This window comes from Streptomyces sp. NPDC049687 (assembly GCF_044465285.1).
Classification (GTDB): domain Bacteria; phylum Actinomycetota; class Actinomycetes; order Streptomycetales; family Streptomycetaceae; genus Streptomyces.
Genome location: NZ_JBITLN010000009.1, coordinates 448,663 through 474,061, shown reverse-complemented (window position 1 = coordinate 474,061; position 25,399 = coordinate 448,663). Strand labels below are relative to the sequence as shown.

The 25,399-nt window shown below is 71.4% G+C and carries 25 protein-coding genes and 1 riboswitch; of the genes, 8 read left to right on the top strand and 17 right to left on the bottom strand.

The features are described 5' to 3' along the window. Positions 1-90: 90 nt before the first annotated feature. Positions 91-531, bottom strand: a complete 441-nt coding sequence (locus tag ACIBVL_RS28465; RefSeq protein WP_399101215.1) for an Lrp/AsnC family transcriptional regulator — start codon at positions 529-531, stop codon at positions 91-93. Between the two features lie 266 nt (positions 532-797). Here ACIBVL_RS28465 and ACIBVL_RS28460 point away from each other — a divergent pair, with 266 nt between their 5' ends. Beyond that, on the top strand, positions 798-1,247 hold the full coding sequence (locus ACIBVL_RS28460) for a hypothetical protein (RefSeq protein ID WP_399101213.1): 450 nt from the start codon (positions 798-800) through the stop codon (positions 1,245-1,247). Between the two features lie 746 nt (positions 1,248-1,993). On the opposite strand, the gene ACIBVL_RS28455 is transcribed toward ACIBVL_RS28460, so the two are convergent. After that, positions 1,994-3,166, bottom strand: coding sequence for an acyl-CoA dehydrogenase family protein (locus ACIBVL_RS28455; RefSeq protein WP_399101211.1), 1,173 nt, complete (start codon positions 3,164-3,166; stop codon positions 1,994-1,996). Positions 3,167-3,370: 204 nt separating this feature from the next. Between ACIBVL_RS28455 and ACIBVL_RS28450 the strand changes: the two genes are divergently transcribed. Continuing rightward, entirely contained in the window at positions 3,371-4,609 is a 1,239-nt protein-coding gene (locus tag ACIBVL_RS28450; RefSeq protein ID WP_399101209.1) for a glycoside hydrolase family 18 protein, read from the top strand. A gap of 57 nt (positions 4,610-4,666) precedes the next feature. Here the strand turns inward: ACIBVL_RS28450 and ACIBVL_RS28445 are convergent, their stop codons facing one another. From ACIBVL_RS28445 to ACIBVL_RS28435, 3 genes are all read right to left on the bottom strand, one after another. Continuing rightward, positions 4,667-5,323 carry a TetR/AcrR family transcriptional regulator gene (locus ACIBVL_RS28445; RefSeq protein ID WP_399101206.1) on the bottom strand — a complete coding sequence of 219 codons (657 nt, stop codon included), beginning with the start codon at positions 5,321-5,323 and terminating at the stop codon, positions 4,667-4,669. A 108-nt stretch (positions 5,324-5,431) separates the two neighbouring features. Continuing rightward, a complete protein-coding gene (locus tag ACIBVL_RS28440) occupies positions 5,432-5,572 on the bottom strand; it encodes an SCO1431 family membrane protein (protein WP_399101204.1) in 141 nt (46 codons plus the stop codon). A 47-nt stretch (positions 5,573-5,619) separates the two neighbouring features. Beyond that, positions 5,620-7,008 carry a peptidase C39 family protein gene (locus ACIBVL_RS28435; protein ID WP_399101202.1) on the bottom strand — a complete coding sequence of 463 codons (1,389 nt, stop codon included), beginning with the start codon at positions 7,006-7,008 and terminating at the stop codon, positions 5,620-5,622. A 155-nt stretch (positions 7,009-7,163) separates the two neighbouring features. Between ACIBVL_RS28435 and ACIBVL_RS28430 the strand changes: the two genes are divergently transcribed. Beyond that, entirely contained in the window at positions 7,164-7,784 is a 621-nt protein-coding gene (locus ACIBVL_RS28430) for a uridine kinase (RefSeq protein WP_399101262.1), read from the top strand. A 442-nt stretch (positions 7,785-8,226) separates the two neighbouring features. Next, a complete protein-coding gene (locus ACIBVL_RS28425; protein ID WP_399101200.1) occupies positions 8,227-10,092 on the top strand; it encodes an AAA family ATPase in 1,866 nt (621 codons plus the stop codon). Positions 10,093-10,110: 18 nt separating this feature from the next. On the opposite strand, the gene ACIBVL_RS28420 is transcribed toward ACIBVL_RS28425, so the two are convergent. The 9 genes from ACIBVL_RS28420 to ACIBVL_RS28380 form a co-directional block, all read right to left on the bottom strand. Beyond that, positions 10,111-11,196, bottom strand: a complete 1,086-nt coding sequence (locus ACIBVL_RS28420; RefSeq protein ID WP_399101198.1) for a hemolysin family protein — start codon at positions 11,194-11,196, stop codon at positions 10,111-10,113. Continuing rightward, positions 11,193-12,518: a hemolysin family protein gene (locus ACIBVL_RS28415; RefSeq protein ID WP_399101195.1), complete on the bottom strand. Its 1,326-nt coding sequence runs from the start codon at positions 12,516-12,518 to the stop codon at positions 11,193-11,195. Before ACIBVL_RS28415 ends, ACIBVL_RS28420 begins: the two co-directional genes overlap by 4 nt. A 205-nt stretch (positions 12,519-12,723) precedes the next feature. Continuing rightward, positions 12,724-13,206, bottom strand: a complete 483-nt coding sequence (locus ACIBVL_RS28410; protein ID WP_399101192.1) for a PH domain-containing protein — start codon at positions 13,204-13,206, stop codon at positions 12,724-12,726. Between the two features lie 14 nt (positions 13,207-13,220). Further along, positions 13,221-14,078, bottom strand: coding sequence for an ATP phosphoribosyltransferase (gene hisG / locus ACIBVL_RS28405; RefSeq protein WP_399101190.1), 858 nt, complete (start codon positions 14,076-14,078; stop codon positions 13,221-13,223). 45 nt (positions 14,079-14,123) lie between these two features. Beyond that, positions 14,124-14,396 carry a phosphoribosyl-ATP diphosphatase gene (locus ACIBVL_RS28400; protein ID WP_055636932.1) on the bottom strand — a complete coding sequence of 91 codons (273 nt, stop codon included), beginning with the start codon at positions 14,394-14,396 and terminating at the stop codon, positions 14,124-14,126. Between the two features lie 34 nt (positions 14,397-14,430). Further along, a complete protein-coding gene (ribH, locus tag ACIBVL_RS28395) occupies positions 14,431-14,916 on the bottom strand; it encodes a 6,7-dimethyl-8-ribityllumazine synthase (protein ID WP_399101188.1) in 486 nt (161 codons plus the stop codon). 20 nt (positions 14,917-14,936) lie between these two features. Then, positions 14,937-16,226 (bottom strand): bifunctional 3,4-dihydroxy-2-butanone-4-phosphate synthase/GTP cyclohydrolase II, encoded by a 1,290-nt coding sequence (locus ACIBVL_RS28390; protein WP_399101186.1) that lies wholly within the window; start codon positions 16,224-16,226, stop codon positions 14,937-14,939. Next, complete coding sequence (gene pnuC, locus ACIBVL_RS28385) at positions 16,223-16,864, bottom strand: nicotinamide riboside transporter PnuC (RefSeq protein WP_399101184.1); 642 nt, start codon at positions 16,862-16,864, stop codon at positions 16,223-16,225. Before pnuC ends, ACIBVL_RS28390 begins: the two co-directional genes overlap by 4 nt. Beyond that, positions 16,861-17,466: a riboflavin synthase gene (locus ACIBVL_RS28380; protein WP_399101181.1), complete on the bottom strand. Its 606-nt coding sequence runs from the start codon at positions 17,464-17,466 to the stop codon at positions 16,861-16,863. Before ACIBVL_RS28380 ends, pnuC begins: the two co-directional genes overlap by 4 nt. A 146-nt stretch (positions 17,467-17,612) precedes the next feature. Further along, a riboswitch (FMN riboswitch) is annotated at positions 17,613-17,743 on the bottom strand. A 270-nt stretch (positions 17,744-18,013) separates the two neighbouring features. Here ACIBVL_RS28380 and ACIBVL_RS28375 point away from each other — a divergent pair. Both ACIBVL_RS28375 and ACIBVL_RS28370 read left to right on the top strand, forming a co-directional pair. Continuing rightward, complete coding sequence (locus ACIBVL_RS28375) at positions 18,014-18,898, top strand: RNA polymerase sigma-70 factor (protein ID WP_399101179.1); 885 nt, start codon at positions 18,014-18,016, stop codon at positions 18,896-18,898. A gap of 99 nt (positions 18,899-18,997) precedes the next feature. Next, positions 18,998-19,747, top strand: a complete 750-nt coding sequence (locus ACIBVL_RS28370) for an SDR family oxidoreductase (protein WP_399101177.1) — start codon at positions 18,998-19,000, stop codon at positions 19,745-19,747. Here ACIBVL_RS28370 and ACIBVL_RS28365 read toward each other — a convergent pair. Further along, the gene (locus ACIBVL_RS28365) at positions 19,714-21,027 is read right to left on the bottom strand and encodes an ROK family transcriptional regulator (protein WP_399101175.1); all 1,314 of its coding nucleotides are present in this window, start codon (positions 21,025-21,027) and stop codon (positions 19,714-19,716) included. The two genes, ACIBVL_RS28370 and ACIBVL_RS28365, sit on opposite strands and share 34 nt — an antisense overlap. A gap of 125 nt (positions 21,028-21,152) precedes the next feature. On the opposite strand from ACIBVL_RS28365, the gene ACIBVL_RS28360 reads away from it, so the two are divergent. Continuing rightward, positions 21,153-22,364: an MFS transporter gene (locus ACIBVL_RS28360; protein WP_399101173.1), complete on the top strand. Its 1,212-nt coding sequence runs from the start codon at positions 21,153-21,155 to the stop codon at positions 22,362-22,364. Here ACIBVL_RS28360 and ACIBVL_RS28355 read toward each other — a convergent pair. Further along, a complete protein-coding gene (locus ACIBVL_RS28355; RefSeq protein ID WP_399101172.1) occupies positions 22,324-22,782 on the bottom strand; it encodes an acyl-CoA thioesterase in 459 nt (152 codons plus the stop codon). The two genes, ACIBVL_RS28360 and ACIBVL_RS28355, sit on opposite strands and share 41 nt — an antisense overlap. A 194-nt stretch (positions 22,783-22,976) precedes the next feature. Between ACIBVL_RS28355 and ACIBVL_RS28350 the strand changes: the two genes are divergently transcribed. Then, on the top strand, positions 22,977-23,693 hold the full coding sequence (locus ACIBVL_RS28350) for a DUF5995 family protein (protein WP_399101170.1): 717 nt from the start codon (positions 22,977-22,979) through the stop codon (positions 23,691-23,693). 4 nt (positions 23,694-23,697) lie between these two features. Here ACIBVL_RS28350 and ACIBVL_RS28345 read toward each other — a convergent pair whose 3' ends face one another. Then, complete coding sequence (locus tag ACIBVL_RS28345) at positions 23,698-25,398, bottom strand: flavin monoamine oxidase family protein (protein ID WP_399101167.1); 1,701 nt, start codon at positions 25,396-25,398, stop codon at positions 23,698-23,700. Position 25,399 lies beyond the last annotated feature (1 nt).

Genomic DNA, 25,399 nt, shown 5'->3' with positions numbered 1-25,399 from the left:
TACGCGGACGACCCTCCGCCTTGCGATGCACCGCACCAGACGCCGCGGGCCCCGCCCTCCGGGCGGACGACGCTACTTTCGAAACACGCCCTAGATACGCGGCGGCCGCGCCTCGTACGGCGTCGACAGCACGACCGTCGTGCGCGTCGACACCCCCGCGAGCGCCCGCAGCCGCCCCAGCAGCTCCTCCAGCTCGTGCGGGGTCGCCACACGCACCTTGAGGATGTAGTTCTCGTCGCCGGCGACGCTGTGGCAGGCCTCGATCTCGGGCACGCCGGCGAGGCGGTCGGCGATGTCGTCGGGGGCGCTGGGATCGAACGGTTTCACCGAGATGAAGGCGGTCAGGGGCAGCCCTACGGCCTCCGGGTCGACGACGGCCGCATAGCCCCGGATGACGCCGCGCTGTTCCAGCCGGCGCACCCGCTGGTGCACGGCCGACGTGGAAAGGCCCGTGGCCTTGCCCAGGTCGGTGTAACTCATCCGCCCGTCCTTGACGAGCAGCTGCACGATGTGGCGGTCCAGCTCCTCCATGGCGCAAGAACCTACAGTGCGTGTGATCTCCGCGTATACCTATGCACCCCAGGTCATACCCGGTTTGTGATGTGGCGGGGGTGGCCGGGAGTCGGCTGAGCGGTCCGGCGGCCGCCCGGGGCACCTGCGGGTGGCATGTGACGAAGGCCACAGCTCTCGGCCGGGCTTCGTGATGTCCTCGTGATTACCGCCGAGACGGTCTGGGAAGTGCTTGCTGTGGTCGAGGCCGCAGTGCCCGAACGGCCCAGCCCGAGGGGGAGAATCCCATGCAGAGTCTTAAGCGCCCTGGTCGCACCGCGCCCAAGCGGCTCCAGTCCGTCGTCGAACCCGAGCCGGAGGGCGTCGAATCCGACGACCCCGACTACTCCGCCGGCGTCGACGAGTTCGACGCGTACGACACCTTCGAGATGTACCGGGTGATCTGCCCGGACTGCGCGCAGCCCATCGCCCTTCTGGCGGACGAGGAGATCCTGCCGGAGCACGCGCTGTGCGCCTCGCCGTGGAACCCGTTCGGGCTCACGGTCTGCGCCGGTACGGGACGCACGGCGGCCGAGGCCCGTCCCGCCGACGCCTCCTTCGCGCCCCAGGAGCAGGACACCGCCCTCCTGTTGACGCTGCCTCAGGGGCTCGACTGGCGTATGCAGCCCTTCTCCCACGTCGGCGGCCCGGGCTCACGCCCGATGCGCGTGCCGGTGATGCGCCGCCACGCCGCCTGAGCCGGTTCACTCAGTCCCCGTAGCTGTCCTGCGCCACGGCCGGCAGGCTGCCGTGGTGCAGGATCAGTGTGTCCGGAACCGCAGGGACGGCCACCTCGCCGAAGTACCTCCTCGACGCGTTCCATGACGAAGAACGGCGCGTCGGCCGCCGGATCCGCCGCGAGCCGCAACTCACGGGCGTGGACGGGGAGTCGACAACTGCTCGTCGAGATGAGGAAGCGGTCGTCGGAGCGGACGGGGCACCGGATCCAGTGGAGGTCCTCGGTCGGACGGTCCTGCGCCAGCCACCCTTCCTCCTCCCCCGGCACCGGACGCGCACCCCCACTGCGGTCGCAGGAATTTGACGATACGTCAGACATGCGCGGCGGCCAGATGCGGGACCGGCCGAGGCCGGAGACGGGGCGCCTGCCGAACTCACGCCTGCCCGGCTCAGCCGTGACCTGGCCTCACGCCCTCGCGTTGCCCCGGTGTGACCCCCACCCACACGGCGCCGCGCGGGCGTCACCGCCAGTCCACCGGCCCCGCATCCGTGGAAAGCGGAGGCGCGGAACCGAGACAGGCGGACCCCCGACGCGCAGAATCGGTTCCCCTCGCTCCGCCGCACCGGTCGGTCCCGCCACCCCAGCCGGACCCGCCCATCTACCGCGATCTGCTGCGCATCTGGGCCGACCGGGGCCGCACCGTGCCGGGACGGCTCGATCCGGAGTGGGTGCGGGCTGCGGCGCCGCAGGTGCGGCCCGGGCAGTTCAGCGAGTCTCCGGACCCAGCAGATGACGGGCGATGACCATCCGCTGGATCTGGTTGGTGCCCTCGACGATCTGCAGGGCCTTGGCCTCGCGCAGATAGCGCTCGACGGGGAAGTCGGCGGTGTAGCCGTATCCGCCGAGCACCTGGACGGCGTCGGTGGTGACCTGCATCGCGGCGTCGGTGCAGTGGAGTTTCGCCATCGCCGCCTGCTGGGCGAACGGCAGGCCGGCGTCCCGTAGCCGGGCCGCCGCCAGATACAGGGCACGGCCCGACGCGACCCGGGTCGCCATGTCGGCGAGCAGGAAGCGCAGCCCCTGGAAGTCGGCGAGGGGGCGCCCGAACTGCCGTCGCAGGGTGGCGTGGGCGACGGCCTCGTCGAGGGCCGCCTGGGCGAGGCCCACCGCGCAGGCCGCGATGCCGAGCCGCCCGCCGTCCAGCGCGGCCAGGGCGATCGCGAAGCCCTGCCCCTCCCCGCCGAGGCGGCGCGCGTCGGGGATCCGTACGCCGTCGAAGTGGACCTGAGCGGTGGGCGAGCCCTTGAGCCCCATCTTCCTCTCCGGCGGCGCGGCGGTCAGGCCGTCGGCGTCGCCGGGCACCAGGAACGCGGTGATGCCGCCCGCGCCCTCGCCGCCGGTGCGGGCCATGACCGTGTAGAAGTCGGCGATCCCGCCGTGCGTGATCCACGCCTTCGTGCCGCTGATCACCCACTCATCGCCGTCGCGCACGGCCCGGGTCCGCAGCGCGGCCGCGTCCGAGCCGGAGGACGGTTCGGACAGGCAGTACGCGCCGAGCAGGCCGCCGCCGAGCAGGCCCGGCAGATGCGCGGCCCGCTGCGCGTCGGTGCCGTGGGCGGCGAGGGCGTAGGTGGCGAGGGTGTGGACTCCGACGCCGAGCCCGACGGTGAGACGGGCGGCGGCGAGTTCCTCCAGGACCTGGAAGTAGACCTCGTAGGGCTGGTCGCCACCGCCGTATGCGGAGTCGTACGGCAGACCGAGCAGCCCCGACACGGACAGGAGGGTGAACAACTCGCGCGGGAAGTGCCCCGCGTCCTCCTCCTCGGCGGCCGTCGGAGCGATCTCGCGCCGGGCGATGTCACGCACGAGGGTCAGGAGTTCCCGGGCCTCCTCCATGGGCAGGGCGCGGTCCACCGGTACCGGCGCGCGCTCGGGCATGGTGGCGCCTCCTTACTGGCCGACCAGCGGCTTCGCGCTGTGAGTATGCCCCCGGTGCGCCCCCGCCGCACGGCCACCGCCACAGGATTGGTCCAAACCATTGACCGGAGTGGTCTAGTCCTCTTACCGTTTCGGTCCAACGCCTCCCCGCGTTCATGCCAATCGGCGTGCGATCCCCTCCCTGTCCCTGCGAGGAGACACCCGATGCACACCCCGCTCCATCCCCGCGCCCGGCTGCGGACGCTCCTGACCGTCGGCTGCTGCGCCGCCCTCGGCGCGGCACTGCTCGCCGGCGCGGGCACCGCCACCGCCGACGAGCCCGGCACAGCCGCGGCACACCCCGGCTCCAAGGTCGTGGGCTACTTCACCGACTGGGGCATCTACGGCCGCCAGTACTACGTCAAGAACATCGAGACGTCCGGTTCCGCCGACAAGCTCACCCACATCAACTACGCCTTCGGCAACGTCACGGGCGGCAAGTGCGCCCTCGGCGACCCCTGGGCGGACACCGACAAGCCCTTCAGCGCCGAGGAGTCCGTGGACGGCGTCGCCGACACCGCGGACCAGCCCCTCAGCGGCAACTTCAACCAGCTGCGCAAGCTGAAGAAGCTCCACCCGAACCTCAAGGTCATCTGGTCGTTCGGCGGCTGGAGCTGGTCGGGCGGCTTCGGTGAGGCGGCCAAGGACCCGGCGGCCTTCGCCCAGTCCTGCTACGACCTGGTCGAGAACTCCCGGTGGGCCGACGTCTTCGACGGCATCGACATCGACTGGGAGTACCCGAACGCCTGCGGCCTCACCTGCGACACCAGCGGCCGTGAGGCGTTCCGGGACGTCATGGAGGCCCTGCGCGCCAAGTTCGGCACTCGCGATCTGGTCACGGCGGCGATCACGGCGGACGCCACCGACGGCGGCAAGATCGAGGCGGCGGACTACGCGGGCGCGGCACGGTACGTCGACTGGTACAACCCGATGACGTACGACTACTTCGGCGCATGGGCGGCCACCGGCCCCACGGCACCGCACTCGCCGCTGCACTCGTACCCCGGCATTCCGACGAAGGGCTACGACACCGCCGACACCATCGCCAAGCTCCAGGGCCTGGGCATCCCGTCCCGGAAGCTGCTGCTCGGCATCGGCTTCTACGGGCGCGGCTGGACCGGTGTCACCCAGGCGAAGCCGGGCGGCACGGCCACCGGTCCCGCGGCGGGGACGTGGGAGGACGGCAGCGAGGACTACAAGGTCCTCAAGACCAAGTGCCCGGCGACCGGCACGGTCGGCGGCACCGCCTACGCCAAGTGCGGCAGCGACTGGTGGAGTTACGACACCCCGAAGACCATCAAGGGGAAGATGAAGTACAAGGACGCCCAGCGCCTGGGTGGCACCTTCTTCTGGGAGCTGAGCGGGGACACGGCGGACGGTGAGCTGATCGACGCGATCAACTGATCCGATCCGGCGGGCACGTGGGGCGGGGGAGCACCATCCTCCGCCCCTCGGGCGCGCTCAGCCCCTGCGGGCCGGCTTGGGTGCCGGGAAGGCGGGGTCGATCTCCTCGATGGCGCGCAGGGCGCCGCCCAGGGTCTTCACCAGCAGGTCGCACATGACCTCGCGGGAGAGTTGGGGACGGTCGATCCAGTCGAGGGTGGCCCCCTCGACACTGCACACCCAGGAGAGCAGGGCCATGCGGGGCAGCGGCGGGATGTCGCTGTCGCCGTAGGCGCCCTCGGCGATGGTCGCGACGATCGCCGCGCGCACCCCGTCCCGGATGGCGTGCACCTCGGTGTCGAAGCCGACGCCGCCGCTCACGATCGTGCGGTAGGCGGCCTGGTTGTGCTCGGCGTAGCGCAGATAGCCCTCAATGGTGCGCTGCACCCGGTCCACCTGGGGCAGTTCGATACCGCTCGCCGCGAAGGAGACCAGGTCGGCGACGGAGTCCTGGACGATGGCCAGGTAGTAACCGCGCTTGGACTGGAAGTAGTAGTAGATCAGCCCCTTGGCGACGTGCGCCTGCCGGGCGATGTCGTCCATCGAGAGCGCGTCGTAGGACGTGTCGGCGAACAGCTTCCGCCCGATGGTGATGAGTTCGGCGCGGCGCGCCAGTGAGCGCTCGGTTCCCCGCGCCCGGGGACGCACGGCGTCGCGCTGTTGGCTGATATTCAATTTCGACCCTGGTCTCCAACGGTCGGTCGGACGACGTCAGTATGTCAGGTCGAACCGTGGGTCAGGTCACATCAGTCACACCGCGATGGGCAGTGGTCCAGTCCGGTGTCAGAGCAGTCCGAGCCGGGTGACGAGCATGGCGACGACGGCGACGAGGACCCAGCCCATGACGTGCTCGGCGATCTTCGGGCCGTTGTCCCGGGGGCCGCCGGTGCGGGTGCGGGCGGCGCTGGCTGCATGTGCGGTCATGGTGTCCACTTTGCCACCCACCAGGGCTTTTGCGGTCGAGATCTTGCTCACACGGGCACACCCACCGCCTTCAGCGCCGCGCGCTGGAGCGTACTCGGACGCGCCGGGAAGTACAGGTAACAGACTCCCCCGGTCCCGGAGACGACCTTGCCCTCGGCGTTGTGGCGCCTGGTCCTGAGCCAGACGTTCTCGAACTCCCGCCGCCGGTACACGCGCCGCACCGCCGTGTCGTCCGCCGCGTACGGATCGTTGGCGATCACATCCCCCTCGGCCGTGAAGCCGATCACCGTCATCAGATGCCCGGCGGTGCCGTACCCCGCCCCCGTGAGTTCCTCCTTGAGGAAGGACTGGGAGGTCATGGCCGGAATGCCGGCCGCGATCAGGGTCTCCAGGTCGGCGAGGGAGGTCAGTCGGGTGACCACGCCCTGGAGGTCTGTGAAGGTGGCCGCGTACGCCGCGTTGAACGGCCAGTTGCCGCAGCCGCCGTACTGGTGGTCGTAGGTGTGACGGGCCGCGTGGCACACCTGCGGGTCCGCGTAGGACGGATCGACCCACTTCAGCTGCCCGGCGGTGAGCCGGCCGCCCCAGTACTCGATGATCATCTGCGAGGAGGTGGGACTGCACCAGGCCTCGCCGCCGTTGTCGTACTCCGGGTACTGGCCCTTGTGGATCTCCTGCGAGTAGCGCGGGACGGGCAGTTCGCGGGAGAGACGCGGCACCGAGGCCGGGACCGTGAAGCGGTCCGGAATGTCGGAGCCCATCACGCCCGACCGCCACACGGTCGGGGTGGACGTCGCTCCGGGGCGGCGGTACAGCGTCAGCCGGAGACGGTACGAGGCGAGGCGCAGGCCCGTCGAGGCGTCGTCGATCGCGAGGGTGTCGGTCCAGACGGTGCTCCTGCCGTCGCTCTGGCCGTCGACCGAGGTCCGCCTGATGTCCTGGTCGCCCGAGGCCCAGCGGCCCATGACGTACCAGGGGGTGTCGGTGCCGTCGGTGTACGTGCCTTTCAGCTCGACCTGGAGCCAGGTGCCGGCCGGGGTGCTCGCGTTCCAGGAGGCGATCGCCTCGGTGGAGGGGACGGCGAGCCGGTGGACCGGGGCGGTCCAGGTCGCGTACTCCCAGGTGGCGGTGGTACTGGAGTGCGGGTCGCGGTAGTCGACGGTGCCTGCGGGGGCGCCGATGACCAGGCCCGGCCGGGTGCCCGCGACGGCCCTCGTGCCCTTGGCCGTTCCGGAGCTCCAGTCGGCGTACGTGAGCCAGGAGCGGTGGTCGACGGGCCGGGCGCGGGCGGCTTCGGCGTCCGCGGTCCCGGCGGGGTCGGCGAAGGCCGTCGCCGGACTCGCGCCGCCCGCCATCGCGGTGACGACCGCCGCGGCGAGGACCTTTCTACGGGACGGCTGTTCGACTCCGCGGGAGGACTGGTCGGCGCTGCTCATGGGTGGAAGGACCCCCAGGGTGTCCGGTGCACGGCTGTGCGCCCACTATGGACGCAGGCGCCCCCGCCCACCAGCATCTCCGCCCCCGGCGGTGGCGCCGTGTCGCACGGGGCTTCCCCGCCGCACGCTCCCGCTCTTCCCTCGGAGGACCCGCCATCCACCAGCTCGCCTCCCGGCTCCGCGCTCTCCCCCCGTCCTGCGGCCCGGTCCGTCTGATCGGGGTCGACGGGCACGCCGGCTCCGGCAAGTCCACGTTCGCCGGCCGGCTGGCCGAGGCGCTCGACGGTGCTCCGGTGCTGCACCTCGACGACCTCGCGAGCCACGACGCGCTGTTCGCGTGGACCGGACGACTGCTGACCCAGGTGATCGAGCCCTTCCGCCACGGCGGGACCGCCCACTACACCCCCTACGACTGGCGCACCCGCCGCTTCGGCCCGCCCCGGCCGCTGCCCCCGGCCCCCTTCGTCCTGATCGAGGGGGTCGGTGCGGGCCGCCGCGCCCTGCGGCCGTATCTGGCCTGTCTGCTGTGGCTGGAGATGCCGCGCGAGGCGGCCTGGGCCCGCGGGCGGTCACGGGACGGAGAGGAGCAGCGGGAATTCTGGGACGGCTGGGTCCGGGCCGAGGCGCGGCACTTCGCGGAGGACCCTTCAAGACCGTATGCCGGGCTGCTGGTACGGCAGTTGGCGGTGGGGTACGAGGTGCTTGCGGGACCCTTGGGAGGTTCCGGTCCGGAGCGGATTGTCACTCACCGTGAGGGACCACCCGCGATGTGGTGAACCCGTGAAGGGCCCTGCGCTCGAAGTTCGCCAACTGCCTCAACTTCGCTTGACCGACGGCCCGTACAGGACTTACGTTCTCAATGTGCGGCACGTAGCCGCCCCAAGTCGCGAAGCCCCCGGTTGTTCCCCCGTGATCGGGGGCTTCGTTCTGCCCTCATCGCGCTCCCGCGCCTCCCTTTCCGGACGCGCCGTGATGTGATCCGCTCACCCAGGGTCACCGCGCCGGGTGCGCCCCCGTCCGCTCCCACCTCGCCAAACGGCCTGTGCGGCACCCTTCGGTGGGCACTGCTCCCGCAGGTACGATGCCCTCGGTGCGACCTACGGACAGCTGCTTCGCGCACCTTGCAACTCCGGTCCGCGGCACAGCGGTTCGACCAAGGCAGCCGGCGGGCGCGGGCCCGGTGGCACACCGACGGGGGCACGGTTTGTGGGGGACGTGATGGACTTCGGCACGCAGGGCCCGGAGGCCCCGGCCGACCTCGCCTGGCTGCGAGGCGTGGACGCCTACACCATGGGCGCCTATCCGCAGGCTGAGGAGGAGTTCCGCACCGCGGTGCGGATCGATCCCGGGATGGCCGACGGCTGGCTCGGCCTGCATGCGCTGCGCGTCGACACGACGACCGCGCTGCTGCGGATGTTCCGGCACCGGGAACGCTTCGGCGAACAGCGCGGCCGGCACCGCCGTACGCTCAACTCCTGGTACTGGCTGGGCTGGTGGGTGCAACCGGTGCTCGAGAGCCCGCGCGACCTGCTGCTCGCCCACGCCTCGCACTGGCTGGACGGCCGGCACGTCCCCGAGCTGGACCGGGCGCTCGCCGGGCTCCCGCCCGTCGACACCGACCACCAGGTCCGCTTTCTGCACGCCTGCCGCGCCTACCTGGTCAAGGACTGGGAACAGCTCGTCCGCCACACCGACCCCCTTCTGAACGACCCGCTCCTCGGCATCGAGGCCGGACTGTTCGGAGGCATGGCCAGAGTCCGGCTGGAGATGTACGGCCAGGCGGAACCGCTGCTCTCCGCCGCGCTGATGCGCTGCCGCAGCGAGCAGCCGCAGCGCAAGGAGCTGCGCTACTGGCTGGCCCGGGCCCACGAGGGCACCGGCCGCTCGGCCGCCGCGCTCCCCCTGTACCGGGCGGTGCACCGCGTCGACCCCGCCTTCATGGACACCTCCGCCCGGCTCGCCGCGATCGCCGAGGGCGACGGCTACGAGGATCCCGCCGACTTCGCGGCGATCACCCTCACCGGCGTGGGGCAGGACGTGGGGGACGGGCCGGACGCCCTCGACCCGCTGTTCGGCACCGAGGGCCGGGACCTTAAGCTCACCGAGCCGTCCGACCTGCCGCCCGTCGGGCCGCTGCCGTCGGTCCCCGGTCCGGCGGTGCGTGCGAAGGCCGCCGTGCCGTCGCCGCTGCCGGCCGGGCCCACCGACCCCGTCTTACTCGAGGAGGCGCTCGCCGAGCTGGAGCGCATGGTGGGTCTGGAACCGGTGAAGCGCCAGGTCAAGGCTCTGTCGGCGCAGCTCAACATGGCCCGGCTGAGGGCCGGGCAGGGCCTTCCCGTCCAGCCGCCCAAACGGCACTTCGTCTTCTCCGGCCCGTCCGGCACCGGCAAGACAACGGTGGCCCGCATCCTCGGCCGCGTCTTCTACGCCCTCGGCCTGCTCGGCGGCGACCATCTGGTGGAGGCCCAGCGGGCCGACCTGGTCGGCGAGTATCTCGGCCAGACGGCGGTCAAGGCCAACGAACTCATCGACTCGGCCCTCGGTGGCGTGCTCTTCGTGGACGAGGCGTACTCGCTGTCCAACTCCGGCTACGGCAAGGGCGACGCGTACGGTGACGAGGCGCTGCAGGTGCTGCTGAAGCGGGCCGAGGACAACCGGGACCACCTGGTGGTGATCCTGGCCGGCTATCCGGAGGGCATGGACCGGCTGCTGGCCGCGAACCCCGGTCTGTCCTCCCGCTTCACGACCCGCGTGGACTTCCCCTCCTACCGCCCCCTCGAACTGACCTCCATCGGTGAGGTGCTGGCCCAGGAGAACGGTGACGTGTGGGACGAGGAGGCGCTGGACGAGCTGCGCTCCATCGCCGGGCATGTCGTCGACCAGGGGTGGATCGACGAACTGGGGAACGGGCGGTTCTTGCGGACGCTGTACGAGAAGAGCTGCGCCTACCGGGATCTGCGGTTGTCGACGTGTCCGGGCGCGCTGACCCGGGACGACTTGTCGACACTTCGGTTGCCGGATCTGATGCAGGCGTACGGAGAGGTGCTGTCGGGCCGGGGGCCGCAGGATCCGTCGGCGATGTGACGGATCCTGCGGCTCGCCTCAGCTCGCGAGTGCCTCCTCGGGCTCTCCGCTCGCCCTCGGCTCCGTCAGCCTCACCTCGGGCACCTCACGGTGGGCCGGGTCCGTCACCTCGCCCACCAGGAGTTCCAGTACGTCCTCCAGGGTGACCAGGCCCAGGACCTTGCCGGAGGCGTCCGCGACCTGGGCCAGGTGGGTGGCCGCGCGGCGCATGACGGTGAGGGCGTCGTCCAGGGGGAGGTCGGAGCGGAGGGTCGTCATCGGGTGCCAGACCTGCTGCGGTACCGCTCGCTCGGAGTCCTCCGCGTCGAGGACGTCCTTCACGTGCAGATAGCCCATGAAGGCGCCGTTCTCCACGGCGACGGGAAAGCGGGAGTAGCCGGTGCGGGCGGTGAGTTCGACGATCTCCCCGGGGGTGACCGAAGGGCTGACCGTGACCAGGGACTCACGCTTGAGCAGGACGTCCGTCACCGGACGGGAGCCCAGTTCCAGGGCGTCCTCCAGCCGCTCCCGCTCCTCAGGGTCGAGGAGGCCGGCCTGACCGGAGTCCTCCAGCAGACGGTTGAGCTGCTCGCTGGTGACGACGGCCTCGACCTCGTCCCTGGGCTCGACGTGGAAGAGCTTGAGGATGCCCTGGGCGCAGGCGCCGAGGGCCACGGTGATCGGCCGGCACAGGCGGGCGAAGGCGACCAGGCCGGGGCTGAGCCACAGCGCGGCCCTCTCCGGCGCCGCCATGGCGAGGTTCTTCGGGACCATCTCGCCGATGACGAGGTGGAAGAAGACCACGGCGGCCAGGGCTATGACATAGCCCAGCGGATGGATCACGCCGTGCGGCAGGCGGATCCACTCGAAGAGCGGCTCCAGCAGCTTGGCGACGGTCGGTTCGGCGACCGCGCCCAGGGTGAGGGAGCAGACGGTGATGCCGAACTGGGCGGCCGCCATCATCTGCGGGAGGCGCTCCAGGCCGTAGAGGACCTGGCGGGACCGGGCGGTGCCCAGGGGCTCGATCTGACTGCGGCGGACGGAGACGAGCGCGAACTCGGCACCGACGAAGAACCCGTTGGTCAGCACGAGCAGCGCGGCGAAGACGAGTTGGAGGACGCTCACCGGGCGACCTCCACGACCTGGCCGGTGCGCACCAGGCGCACCCGCTCGGCCCGGTAGTGGCCGATCCGGCGCACCGACAGCCGCCAGCCGGGCAGCTCGGCCCGGTCACCGACGGCGGGGATGCGGCCGAGCAGGTCGGCGACGAGGCCGGCGACCGTCTCGTACGGCCCCTCGGGCACCTCCAGGCCTATGCGCTGGAGCGTGTCCACCCGGCAGCTGCCGTCGACGTCCCAGGCGGGCCTGCCCTCCTCGGGCGGGGCGGCGGCGAGTTCCGGGATGTCCTGGCCGTCGTGCTCGTCGCGGACCTCGCCGACGATCTCCTCGACGATGTCCTCCAGGGTGACCACGCCGGCCGTGCCGCCGTACTCGTCGATGACGACGGCGATGGGCTGCTCGCTGCGCAGCCGTGCCAGCAGGGGCTGGACGGGCAGGGTCTCGGGGACCAGCAGCGCCGGGCGGGCGATGCGGACGACCGGGGTGCGCAGGCGGTCGTGGACCGGGACCGCGAGGGCGTCCTTGAGGTGGGCCATGCCGACGATCTCGTCGATCTTCTCGCGGTAGACGGGGAAGCGGGACAGGCCGGTGGCCCGGGTCAGGTTGACCACGTCCTCGGCGGTGGCCGAGGACTGCAGGGCGCTGACCTTCACACGCGGCGTCATGACGTGCTGAGCGGTGAGCTCGGCCAGGGAGAGGGTCCGTACGAACAGGTCGGCCGTGTCCTGTTCCAGGGCGCCCGCCTGGGCGGAGTGCCGGGCCAGGGAGACGAGTTCGCCGGGGGTGCGGGCGGAGGCCAGCTCCTCGGTCGGCTCCACGCCCAGGGCACGCACCAGGCGGTTGGCGACGGTGTTGAGGCCCGCGATCACCGGCCGGAAGAGGCGGGAGAAGGCATGCTGCGGGCCGGCGACGAAGCGCGCGACCTGCAGGGGCTTGGACACCGCCCAGTTCTTGGGCACGAGTTCCCCGACCACCATCTGCACGGCGGACGCCAGCAGCATGCCGACGACCACGGCGACACCGGAGCCGGCACCTTCGGGGATGCCGATCGCGGTGAACGGGGTGTGCAGCAGCTCCGCGAGCGCCGGTTCGGCGAGCATGCCGACGACGAGCGAGGTGATGGTGATGCCGAGCTGGGTGCCCGAGAGCTGGAAGGACAGCTCCTTGAGCGACTCCACGACCGTACGGGCTCGCTTGTCGCCCTCGGCGGCGGCCTTCTCCGCGTCCGGGCGTTCGACCGTGACGAGGCCGAATTCCGCGGCGACGAAGAAGCCGTTGGCGAGGATGAGCACAAACGCGGCTGCCAGGAGCAGCAGGGGGATGGTCATGATGCCGCCGCCTCCGACTGATGTCGGGTGGGGGCGGCGCAGGTACTACAGGACGAACCGTCCATCGCCGGAGAGGGTCACTCCTCGGGTAGCAGGAACCCCTGTCACCCGGCAGGGCACAACAGGGGTGGAGGCGCAAGGGGAACGCCTCCGTCACCAGATTAATCAAGACAGGGGCTTCAGCGGCAGGGTGGACCGCCCTGAGTCAGCCCTGATCTTGCCCTGTGGACTGCTCGGCGTCCCGGACGGAGCGTGCCTCGACGAGCGCCCGCAGCGCCCGCGCGTCCCTGATGGCCTGCTGCTTGTTGATGCCGGGCTGGATGCCGAGTGCGGGCAGACTGGTGCCGTCGGTGAGGTCGAGGAACACCCAGGGGTCGCCCGGACGGAGGTTCACCTGGATGATCTCGGCCCAGTCCAGCCGCCGCCTGCTCGCGATGTTCACGACGGTGACACCGGAGTCGTCGGCGAGGACGCGTACCCGGGCGAGCTGGGCCAGCACTCCGAAGACGAGGGCGCCGGTCACGACGAAGCTGAGTCGCTCCCCCGGGCCGAGCTTCTCCAGGAGCACGGCGATGGCGGAGATGACGAGGAAGATCGCCACCCCGGCCGTGAGCAGCACCGCTCGGGTGCGGCCGGGCCGGAAGGCGACGGGGAGGGTGGGCAGGTCGCTGCCCGGAAGGTCGGACATGTTCCCGGTCGAGGTCAGAGGCGGCAGGCGTGGATGGCGGTGGTCAGGATGGCGCGGGCGCCGATGTCGTACAGGTCGTCCATGATCCGCTGGGCCTCCTTGGCGGGGACCATGGCGCGGACGGCGACCCAGCCCTCGTTGTGCAGCGGGGAGACGGTCGGCGACTCCAGGCCCGGGGTCAGCGCGACGGCCTTCTCGAGCTGTTCGACACGGCAGTCGTAGTCCATCATCACGTAGGTCCGGGCGACCAGGACGCCCTGGAGGCGGCGCAGGAACTGCTGAACCTTCGGCTCAGCCGCTTCCTCGGTGTCCGCGCCGGTGCGGCGGATCACGACGGCCTCGGACTTCATGATGGGCTCGCCGAAGACCTCCAGGCCCGCGTTGCGCAGCGAGGTGCCGGTCTCGACGACGTCGGCGATGACCTCGGCGACGCCCAGCTCTATGGCGGTCTCGACGGCGCCGTCGAGGTGGACGACGGAGGCGTCGACGCCCTGCTCGGCCAGGTGCTTGGCGACGATGCCCTCGTAGGAGGTGGCGACCGTCTTGCCCTTGAGGTCCTCGAGGGTGTTCGCGGTGCCCGGCTTGGTGGCGAAACGGAAGGTGGAGCGGGCGAAGCCGAGCGGGAGGATCTCCTCGGCATTGGCCCCGGAGTCGATCAGGAGGTCACGGCCGGTGATGCCGATGTCGAGGCGGCCGGAGGACACGTAGATCGCGATGTCCCGGGGGCGGAGGTAGAAGAACTCGACCTCGTTCTCCGGGTCGACGATCCGCAGTTCCTTGGACTCCCGGCGCTGCTGGTAACCGGCCTCATGCAGCATCTCCGCCGCAGGGCCTGACAGGGAACCCTTGTTGGGGACGGCGATGCGCAGCATGAGGTCGGCTTCCTTTGCGTGAAGTGCGGTGTGTCGGAGAAGGGTTTACAGGTGGGCGTAGACGTCGTCCAGCGAGATTCCGCGGGCGACCATCATCACCTGGACGTGGTAGAGCAGCTGCGAGATCTCCTCGGCGGCCGCTTCCTTGCCCTCGTACTCGGCGGCCATCCAGACCTCTGCGGCCTCTTCGACGACCTTCTTGCCGATGGCATGGACGCCCTTCCCCACCAGTTCGGCGGTGCGGGAAGTGGCGGGGTCGCCGGTGGCGGCCTTCTGCTGGAGCTCGGCGAAGAGCTCCTCGAACGTCTTCTTGGACATGGTGCTGCCCACCCTAGCCGTAGTGCCGGTGGACCTACCGCCAGGGTTCAGATACTGAGCGGAGGGTGGCCGCGGTCGCCACCGCCGCCGTCACCGCCTCGTGCCCCTTGTCCTCGTGGGAACCCTCAAGACCCGCCCGGTCCAGGGCCTGTTCCTCGGTGTCGCAGGTGAGGAGGCCGAAGCCGACGGGGACGCCGGTCTCGACGGAGACCTGGGTGAGGCCCTGGGTGACGCCCTGGCACACATACTCGAAGTGGGGGGTACCACCGCGGATGACGACGCCGAGGGCGACGATCGCGTCGTAGCCGCGGCCCGCGAGGACCTTGGCGACGACCGGGAGCTCCCAGCTGCCGGGGACCCGCAGCAGGGTCGGCTCGTCGATGCCCAGGTCGTGCAGGGCGCGCAGCGCGCCGTCGACCAGACCGTCCATCACCTTCTCGTGCCACTGTGCCGCGATGACGGCGACCCTGAGGTCACCCACATTGCGTACGGACAGTTCCGGTGCGCCCTTGCCGCTCACGTCTCTCCTAGAGGTGCTTGTTACTGGTTGCCGCAGGGGGACACGGGGGCCGTGTCCAGCCAGGGCAGGTCGTGTCCCATCCGGTCGCGCTTGGTGCGCAGGTAGCGGATGTTGTGCTCGCCCGCCTGGACGGGCATCGGCTCGCGCGAGGAGACCTTGAGGCCGTGCCGGACGAGCGCCTCGGTCTTCTCGGGGTTGTTGGTCATCAGACGGACGCTGCGCACGCCGAGGTCCTCGAGGATCTGCGCGCCGGCGCCGTAGTCCCGGGCGTCGGCGGGCAGGCCCAGCTCCAGATTGGCGTCGAGGGTGTCGTGGCCCTGTTCCTGAAGCTCGTAGGCCCTCAGCTTGGACAGCAGGCCGATGCCGCGGCCCTCGTGGCCGCGCAGGTAGACGACCACGCCCCGGCCCTCGCTCTGGATGCGCTCCAGGGACGCGTCGAGCTGGGGGCCGCAGTCGCAGCGCTGGGAGGCGAAGATGTCGCCGGTGAGGCATTCGGAGTGGACGCGGACCAGGACGTCCTCGCCGTCGCCGATCTCGCCGTGGACGAGGGCGACATGCTCGACGCCGTCGGCGGTGGAGCGGTAGCCGTAGGCGGTGAAGGTGCCGTGGGAGGTCGGCAGCCGGGTCTCGGCCTCGCGGCGGACCGTCGGCTCGGCGCTGCGGCGGTAGGCGATCAGGTCCTCGATGGAGATGATCGTCAGGCCGTGCTTGCGGGCGAACGGGATCAGCTCGGGCAGACGGAGCATCCGGCCGTCCTCGCCGGCGATCTCGACGATGGCGCCGGCCGGGCGCAGTCCCGCGAGGCGGGCGAGATCGACGGCGGCCTCGGTGTGGCCGTCGCGGGTCAGGACCCCGCCCGCCTTGGCACGGAGCGGGAAGATGTGGCCGGGGCGGACGAAGTCCGTCGGTTCCGCGTCACCGCTCGCCAGCAGCCGCAGGGTGGCGGCGCGGTCGGCGGCGGAGATGCCGGTGGTCACGCCGTGGGCGCCGGAGGCGTCGACGGAGACCGTGAACGCGGTCTTCATCGACTCGGTGTTGTCGTCGACCATCTGCGGAAGCTTCAGCCGGTCCAGTTCCTCGCCCTCCATGGGGGCGCAGATGAGACCGCGGCACTCGCTCATCATGAAGGCGACGATCTCGGGCGTGACCTTCTCGGCGGCGATGACGAGGTCGCCCTCGTTCTCGCGGTCCTCGTCGTCGACGACCACGATCGGGCGGCCGGCCGCGATGTCGGCGATGGCCTGCTCGACGGGGTCGAGGCGGAGGTCTTCGAGGCCGTCGGTGCTGTACAGGATCGGTGCCGTGCTCATGCCGGCGCTCCTTCCAGAGCGGGCTGCGGGCCCTTGCGGGAGCGCAGCCACCAGTCGCGCATGCCCCACAGGACGAGCGCGCCGTAGATGACGTAGACGAAGCCGGAGAAGGCGTAGCCGTTGGCGAAGTTGAGGGGGACGCCGACGACGTCGACGAGGAGCCAGGCGATCCAGAACTCGACCATCCCGCGCGCCTGGGCGTACATGGCGACGATGGTGCCGACGAAGATGTAGGCGTCCGGCCAGGGGTCCCAGGACAGGGACGGGTAGGCCTTGAAGAGCAGGGCCACGGCGACCGTGCCGACGGCGGCGGCGCCGAGCATGGCCGCGCGCTCGGCCCAGGTCGCGAAGCGCGGGACGATGTGACCGTCGCCGGACTGGCCCTTGTTGCGGTTCCACTGCCACCAGCCGTACAGGGCGACGACCATGACGACGACCTGCTTGCCGGCGCTGCCCGCCAGATGGCCGTAGAACGCGACGAAGAGGACGAGGCCGGAGAGGAACTGCACGGGCCACGTCAGCAGTGAGCGGCGCCAGCCGAGGGCGAGGGTGATCAGGCCGAGGATGTTGCCGATCATGTCGGACCAGATGATGTGCTGGCCGAACATGACGAAGGCCTCGGAGTTCAGCCAGTTCACTCGGCCGCTCCCTGCGTGCTCGTCAGCAGCCGCTCCACGTACTTGGCGACGATGTCGACCTCGAGGTTGACCGGGTCGCCGGGCTGCTTGAGGCCGAGCGTGGTCAGGGCGAGGGTGGTGGGGATGAGGCTGACGGTGAAGTGGTCGGGACCGGCGTCCACGACCGTGAGGCTGATGCCGTCGACGGTGATGGAGCCCTTCTCCACGACGTACCGGGCGAGGTCGGCGGGGAGCGAGATCTTGATGATCTCCCAGTTCTCGGAGGGCTTGCGCTCCAGGATCTGACCGGTGCCGTCGACATGGCCCTGCACGATGTGCCCGCCGAGGCGTGCGCCGACGGCGGTGGGGCGTTCGAGGTTGACGCGGGAGCCGACGGTCAGGGCGCCGAGGCTGGAACGGTCGAGGGTCTCCGCCATGACGTCGGCGGTGAACTCGTCGCGCTCGTGCTCGACGACGGTGAGACAGACCCCGTTCACGGCGATGGAGTCGCCGTGCTTCGCGCCGTCGGTCACGACGGGGCCGCGCAGCCGGAAGCGGGAGGCGTCGCCGAGATTCTCGACGGCGGTGACCTCACCCAGCTCTTCGACGATTCCGGTGAACACTCCCGGGTCCTCCTGCCTCAATAGGGCACGGACTCCGGGGCCTGTCGATGACGACAGCAGACACGAGCGAGAACACCGGGGCGACGCCGACAGACTCGTCCGCCTGGACGAGTACACATACGGCGGCGCGCACGAATGCCCGCCCGCCGCGCACTGCCTCCCATCCGGACTTTAACCGTCGGTCCAGGAATTTCACCTGGTCAACCGGTCACTGGAAGTGACCGGGTCGCGGACTGTAACCGCCGGTTCGGACTTTCACCGACCCCGGAGTGCGCTGCTTTAGGTACAGGGCCAGTGTGCCACGCCCGATCGTCGTCCATACGGGCGAAGGGTGTGGGGTGGCTCACAGACCGTGCCGCTGGACTTGTCGGACGGCTCGCGAGTGAGCCAACTGCCCTGCCCCCGAGGGGGCCTGACGGTTGGTCCGTACCTATTGACGTACTGGTCTAGTCCTCTTTAGGGTCTGCGGGTGCGGTCCGGCGGCGGTGGAGACGGCCCTTGCCCGTCGCCGGGCCTCCCACCTCGGTGTTCTGGCAGGGTGGGGCCCATGTCTTCGACCGCGATCGCCGACGAGTTCGAGAGTCACCGTCCCCGGCTGTTCGGACTGGCCTACCGGATGCTGGGCTCGGCCGAGGAGGCCGAGGACACGGTCCAGGACGCGTATCTGCGGTTCAGCGGAGCCGACCGCGCCGGGATCACGTACCCGGGTGCCTGGCTCGCGAAGACCGTCACCAACCTCTGTCTGACCCGGCTGACCTCGGCCCGGGCACGGCGCGAGAGCTATGTCGGCCCCTGGCTGCCGGAGCCGGTCGTCACCTCCGACGGCGTACTGGGCCCTCTGGAGTCGGCCGAGCAGCGGGACGCCGTGTCGCTCGCGATGCTGGTGCTGCTGGAGCGGCTGACGCCGACCGAACGGGCGGTGTATGTGCTAAGGGAGGCGTTCGCGTACGGGCACCGGGAGATCGCGGAGGCGCTCGACCTGAGCGAGGCCAACTGCCGTCAGCTGTACCGGCGGGCGGAGAAGCGGCTGGCGCTGGCGGAAGGGCGTTTCGAGGTCACTCCCCAGCGGCAGGAGGAGTTGGTCGCGTCCTTCCTCACGGCGGCCCGGGACGGAAACCTGGCCGTGCTCGAGCGACGGCTCGCGGCCGATGTGACCTGGTGGAGCGACGGCGGCGGCAAGGTCACCGCGGCGCGACGGCCGATCGAGGGGCGCGAGAAGGTGCTGCGATTCCTGGCCGGTGCGTTCAGGGGCTTCGCGGCCGGCTTCACGCTCACCGTCGCCGAACTCAACGGCGCTCCCGGGCTGCTCGCCTGGGACGGCGACACGCTGGCCGGCACGGTGGGGTTCGTGTGCCGGGGCGGGCAGATCGTGGGCGTGCAGGCCGTGGTGAACCCGGACAAGCTGGACTTCGTACGGCGTCAGCTGGCGTGACCGCGGGGCGCCTGTCACATTCCGCGGCGGCTCCTGGGTCTCAGCGGACGAAGGGCGTTCCATCCCGGAGCGTCCGGTGCCGAAAAGGGGTTGAACAGCATGAGCACGATCCTGGTGACCGGCGGTACCGGAACCCTCGGCAGGCTCGTCACCGAGCGGCTGCGGGCGGACGGCCACGAGGTGCGGGTGCTGAGCCGGCGCACCCGGCCCTACGCCGTCGACCTGCGCGAGGGCGGGCCGGGGCTGGACGCGGCCCTGGCCGGCGTCGAGACGGTCGTGCACTGCGCGAGCACCCCGCGCGGGGGCGACGAGCGGGCGGCCGCGAACCTGATCACCGCGGCGCGGAAGGCGGGGGTACGACACCTGGTCTACATCTCGATCGTCGGGGTGGACCGGGTGCCGTTCGGCTACTACAAGGCGAAGCTCGCCGTGGAGAAGCTGGTGCAGGAGTCGGGGCTGGGCTGGACCGTGCTGCGCGCGACCCAGTTCCACGATCTGCTGCTCCAGGTGTTCGAGGGGCTGGCCAAGGTGCCGGTGATGATCCTTCCGGCCGGGGTGAGCGACCAGCCGGTGGAGGTGGCCGAGGTCGCGCGGCGGCTCGCGGAGCTGGCGACCGGCGCGCCGGCGGGGCGGGTCGAGGACATGGCGGGGCCCGAGGTCGGGACGCTCGAGTCGCTGGCCCGCGCGTATCTGAAGGCGAGCGGCAAGCGGCGGGCGGTGGTGAACGTGCCGCTGTGGGGCGCGGCCTACCGGGCTTTCCGGGCGGGGGGGCACCTGGCACCGGAACGGGCGGTGGGGAAGGGGACGTTCGCGGACTATCTGGCGCGAAGGGCCCGCAGCCGGGGCTGATGCGTCCCGAACAGATCCTCCTGCGCGGACTCGCGGGCGGTGAGCAGCGCTCCGCGCAGGACCGCGCCGCCGCCCAGGACGCTCGGCCGCACCTCGGTGGGCAGGGGCGCCATCCGCCGAAGCCGCGCCGACACCCGCTCGGCCAGCTCCCGTCCTCCGGCCTCTCCGACCTCGCCCCCGAGCACCACGCATCCGGGATCGAGCACGGCGACGACCGAGGCGACACCGATGGCGACGCGGTCGGCGAGAGCGTCGAGGAACGCGCCGGCGTCGCGGGCAGCCGTGCCCGGCGCGGGCGTCGCCTCCGGTGCCGCCGGCCCTTCGCGGGGCGCGTCCGAGGCGGGCCCCGCTTCGGACGCCGGCGAGGCTCCGCTCCCCCGCACCACCCGTACCGCCTCCCGCACCACCGCCGCCCCCGTCGGCTCGTCCCCCTCCGGCAGGGCCCGCACCCCGTACCCCGCTGCCAACGCCGTGACCGCCGACGAGCCCGCCAGGGAGTGGAAGCCCCCCTCGCAGTCCGTGGCCGACGGCAGACCGGACGTGCCCGGTACCGGGAGGAAGCCGATCTCGCCCGTGCCGCCGGAGGCGCCGCGCCGCAGGGTGCCGTCGAGGACGACGGCGGCACCGGTGCCGTGGCCGAGCCAGAGCAGGACGAAGGTGTCGCGGTCCTGGGCGCCGCCCTGGCGCTGTTCGGCCAGGGCGGCGAGGTTGGTCTCGTTCTCGACGCTCACGCGCGCGTGCGGGAACCGTTCCTGGAGGGCGGCCACCAGGCGGCGGTGCCACTCGGGGAGCCCGGTGGAGTCGCGCAGTTCGCCGCCGGCCGGGTCGATCAGACCGGGGGCGCCGATGCCCACCGTGTGCAGCCGGTCGGCGCCCGCCTCCTTCACGGTCCGCTCGACCAGCGTCACCGCCTGTTCGACGGCGGGGCCCGTGCCCGTGTCACCGCCGATCGGCACGGAGGCCTCCGCCAGCACCCGGCCCACCAGGTCGGACACGCGGACGGCGACGCCCTCGGTGCGCACATCGAGCGCCGCCAGATGGGCGCGGCCGGCGACAAGGCCGTACAGCCTGGCGTTCGGCCCGCGCCGCTGCTCCCCCGCCTCCCCCACCACCTCGATCAGGCCGGCGGCGGTGAGGCGTTCGACGAGATCGGCGACCGTCGGCCGGGACAGGCCGGTGAGCTGCTTCAACTGCCCGGCCGTCAGCGGGCCTTCGTCCTGCAGCAGCCGCAGGGCGAGCCGGTCGTTGATGGCCCGGGCGGTGCTCGGGGATGCGGGCATGCGGGGAATCCTCCCATGGCCGGCCGATCAGGAGCCTCCGAAGGCTCTCTTTTTATCAGGCAGGGTTCCTGATAGTTTGCGACGGCATCGCGCCGGGGCGGTGCGAAGCCGGGAGGGGCGGGAGAATGAGCGAAGTGGTCCACGCACCGTCGCAGGTACGGCGCGCCCGGTACGCCGTGGCGGCCGTGTTCACCGTGCACGGCGCGGTCACCGGCTCCTTCGCCACCCGCGTCCCGTGGATCCAGGACCACGCGGGCGTGAGCGCCGGGCAGCTCGGCTTCGCCCTGGCCTTCACGGCGTTCGGCGCCTCCTGCGCGATGCCGCTGGCCGGCCGGATCACCCACCGCTACGGCAGCCGTACGGCGCTGCGCGGCCTGCTCGCGCTGTGGACCCTGTCGCTGACGCTGCCGTCGCTCGCGACGAATCTGTTCACCTTGTGCCTGGCGATGTTCATGTACGGCGCGACCTCGGGCACGGCCGATGTGGCGATGAACGCGCTCGGGGTGGAGGTGGAGCGCCTGCTGAGCAAGTCGATCATGTCCGGGCTGCACGGCATGTGGAGCGCCGGCGCGCTGATCGGCTCGGCGGGCGGGACGCTCGCCGCGCACCTGGGCGCGGACGCGCGCGTGCACCACGCGCTGGCGGCGGCCACCCTCACCGCGCTGGGTCTGCTGGCCTGTCAGTGGGTGCTGGACCTCCGGCCCACGGCGGACGAGGAGCCGCCACCGAGGTTCGCGCTGCCGCCGCGCTCGGCGCTGCTGATCGGCGCGGTCGGGTTCTGCGCGGTGTTCGCGGAGGGCGCGAGCCTGGACTGGTCGGCCGTCTATCTGCGCGACCGGCTGGAGACGTCGGCCGGGCTCGCGGCGGCCTGCACGACCGGCTTCATGTTCACGATGGCGGCGGCCCGGATCGTGGGCGACGCGGTGGTCAACCGCTTCGGCGCGGTACGGACCGTCCGTGCGGGCGGTGTCCTCGCCGCGCTGGGCGGGCTGATGATCGTCCTCGCCGGGGGTCCGGCGGTGGCGATGGCGGGGTTCGGGCTGATGGGTCTCGGGATCGCCGTCGTCGTACCGCTCTGCTTCGCCGCGGCCGGGCACAGCGGGCCGAACCCCAGTCAGGCCATCGCGGGCGTCGCGACGATCACGTACACCTCCGGGCTGATCGCCCCGAGCCTGATCGGCGGGGTGGCACAGGCGACCAGCCTGGTGGTGTCGTTCGGGGTGGTGACGGTGCTGGCCTGCGGACTCGCGGTGTTCGCGGGGGTGCTGCGGACCGGCGGGCGCGGGGACGCGGAGGTCAGTCCTCGGGTCGCAGCAGTGCCCGACCCGCGGACCTGAAGCCGTCGCTCCAGGGCGCGGGGCGCAGGGTGGCCGCGTCCAGCCGGACCAGGACCCGGGTTCCGCGCGCGTACGTCGTCATCCCGTCCGCGGAACAGAACCGGAAGCCGTACGTCAGCCCCGTGGCGCCGAGCCGCTCCAGCCAGAGATGGACGGCGTACGTGCCGGTGCGGGTGACCGGGGCCTCGTAGCCGATCAGCAGTTCCCTGACCACGTTGCAGGCGTCCCCGGCGCTCGCCCAGTCGCCGTCGAAACGGACCCCCCGCTCCTCCCAGAACTCGCTCCACGCGCGCTCGACCAGCAGCGGGTAGCGGGCGTTGTGCAGCATGCCGAGCGCGTCGAGGTCGTCGAAGTGGACGGTGACGGGGATCAGCCGGCCGTACGACAGGGCGGGGGCGATCGGGGCTTCGGCGGTCACACGGACTCCTGGGTGCTGGAGGCAACGACCCCTATCCTAAGCGGTCGCTCACCCTCCTCTCTCGCCTGGTCCCGGCCACCGCCGGCACCGTCATCGGGCGGCATCCCCTCCCGAGCGGCGGGCCCGTTCCCCCGTTCCGGGGAAGCGTCCGGCTCGCCGGCCCGCGGTCCGCCCAGGGCTGCGACCCTTCCCTCATGCCGCATTGGGAACAGTTCACCACCCTCGTAGACACAGCCCTGGACCCGGCTCTCGACGCCACCGTGCACGACGTGCTCGCCCGGATGCGCGCCCTCGACGGGGCCCTGCCGCCCCACGACGGGGTCGCCGTCTTCAACCGGGTCTATCTCGCCGTGACGCAGGAGGTCGACCTGCGGATCGACACAGGCGGGTTCACGGACGCGCGGGCCGCGCGCACGCTGGACGTACGGTTCGCCGAGCGTTACCTGGCCGCGGTGGACGCGATGGCGGCCGACCGGCGCCCGCCGGCCTGCTGGCGCCCGCTGTTCCAGATGCGCCGCCATCCCGGCGTACGTCCGCTGCAGTTCGCGCTCGCGGGCATCAACGCGCACATCGGGCACGACCTCGCGCTCGCCGTGGTGGACACCTGTCGGAGTCTCGGCTGCGAACCGGCCGATCTGGAGGACGAGTACGACCGGGTGGGCGACCTGCTCGTGGCGCTGGAGGAACGCATCCGCGAGGAGCTGATGCCGGGCCCCGACCTCCTGCAGATCGCAGATCCGCTCACCCACCTGCTCGGCTCCTGGAGCCTGGAGCGCGCCCGGGACGCCACCTGGACGGCGGCCCGGGCCCTGTGGGCGCTGCGCCGGCTCCCGGACGTCGCCGAGGAGTTCACCGACCGCCTCGGCACGGCGGTCGGTTTCGCGGGCCGCATGCTGCTCACACCGCTGTGAGCCCTCAGTCCTCGGGCAGCTCGACCGGCGCGATCTCGTCGTACACGTCACCCGGGCCCGGGTTGGACGCGTCGGTCGCGCCGCCGAAGTGGTGCATGACGCCCCAGACCGCGTTCAGGGCGGTCTGGACCGCGCCCTCGGCCCAGCCCGCCGTCCAGGAGATGTCGTCGCCGGCGAGGAAGATGCCCCGCTTGTCGGCGGGCAGCCGGTCCTGCATGAAGTGGGTGAACAGGCGCCGCTGGTAGCGGTAGTGGCCGGGCAGGTTGGCCTTGAACGCGCCCATGAAATAGGGCTCGTTCTCCCAGGAGACCGTCACCGGATTGCCGATGACGTGCTTCCTGATGTCGACCTTCGGGTAGATCTCGCCGAGCGACTTCAGCATGACCTCCATCCGCTCGTTCGCGGACAGCGGCAGCCACTTCAGGCTGTCGTCGCACCAGGTGTAGGAGAGGCAGATGACCGCGGGCCGGTCCGGACCGTCGTCGAAGAGGTAGGTCCCGCGGGTCATCCGGTCGGTGAGCGTCATCGACATGACGTCCCGGCCGGTCTCCTCGTCCTTGTCGAGCCAGAAGGGCCGGTCGACGGGCACGAACAGCTTCGAGGACTCCATGTAGTGGGTGCGCTCGATCGCCGTCCAGTGGTCGATCGGGAAGAGCGAGTCGTCGCAGGCGATCTTCGACAGCAGCATCCAGGACTGGGCGGTGAAGACGGCCGCCCGGTAGGTCCGGATGTCCCCGTCGGCGTCCGTCACGGTGATCCGGTTGCCGGCGGTGCGGTGCAGCCGGGTCACGGCCGGACGCGGTGCGCCGTTGGCGTGCAGGCTCGCCAGCGAGGTGCCGTACGCCCAGTGGACGATCTTCTCCGGCTCGCGCTCCCAGAGCCGGAGCGGGAGCTGCTGGCTGCCGCCGACGATCCCGCGGTGGTGGTCGTCGGCCTCGGTGTAGACGACGCGCAGGATCTCCAGGATGGAGTTGGGGAAGTCGGTGTCCCAGCCGCCCGTGCCGAAGCCGACCTGGCCGAAGATCTCCCGGTGCCGGAAGGACGTGAACGCCTCGGAGTCGCAGAGGAAACCGTAGAAGGTCTGGTTGTCGAGCTTCTCCACGAGCTTCGCCCAGATCTCCCGGATGCGCGGCACGTCCCGCTCGCGCAGCGCGCGGTTCATGTCCGAGAAGTCGGCGCCGTCCTCGAGGCACTTGTTCCAGGCCTCGGCGACGTCGCGGTAGACCTGCGGGAGGTCGTCGATCGTCTCGGCGTAGTGCGACTCGCCCTTGAGGTCGACGACGGTCGAAGGGGTCGTCTCGGCCAGCGGGTTGGGAAAGGGCCGGGTGTCCAGACCCACCAGGTCGATGTAGTGCTGGAGGGCCGTGGAGGAGGGCGGGAAGCGCATCGCGCCCAGCTCGGCGGTGAGTCCCTCGGTGCCGGTGCCCTCGAAGCCGACGGTCCGCAGCCGGCCGCCGATCCGGTCGGCCTCGTACACGACCGGCTTGAGGCCCATCTTCATCAGCTCGTACGCGGCCACGATGCCCGACAGCCCGCCGCCGATGACGGCGACCTCGGTGCCGTGCTCGGTCGCGGGGATCTGGCCGAGCCCCGCCGGATGGGCGAGGAAGTCGTCGTACGCGTACGGGAAGTCCGGGCCGAACATGGTGATCGGCGGCTGCTGCTCGTCTGCGTGCTCGACGGCGTTGGGCACGGTGGACGTCATG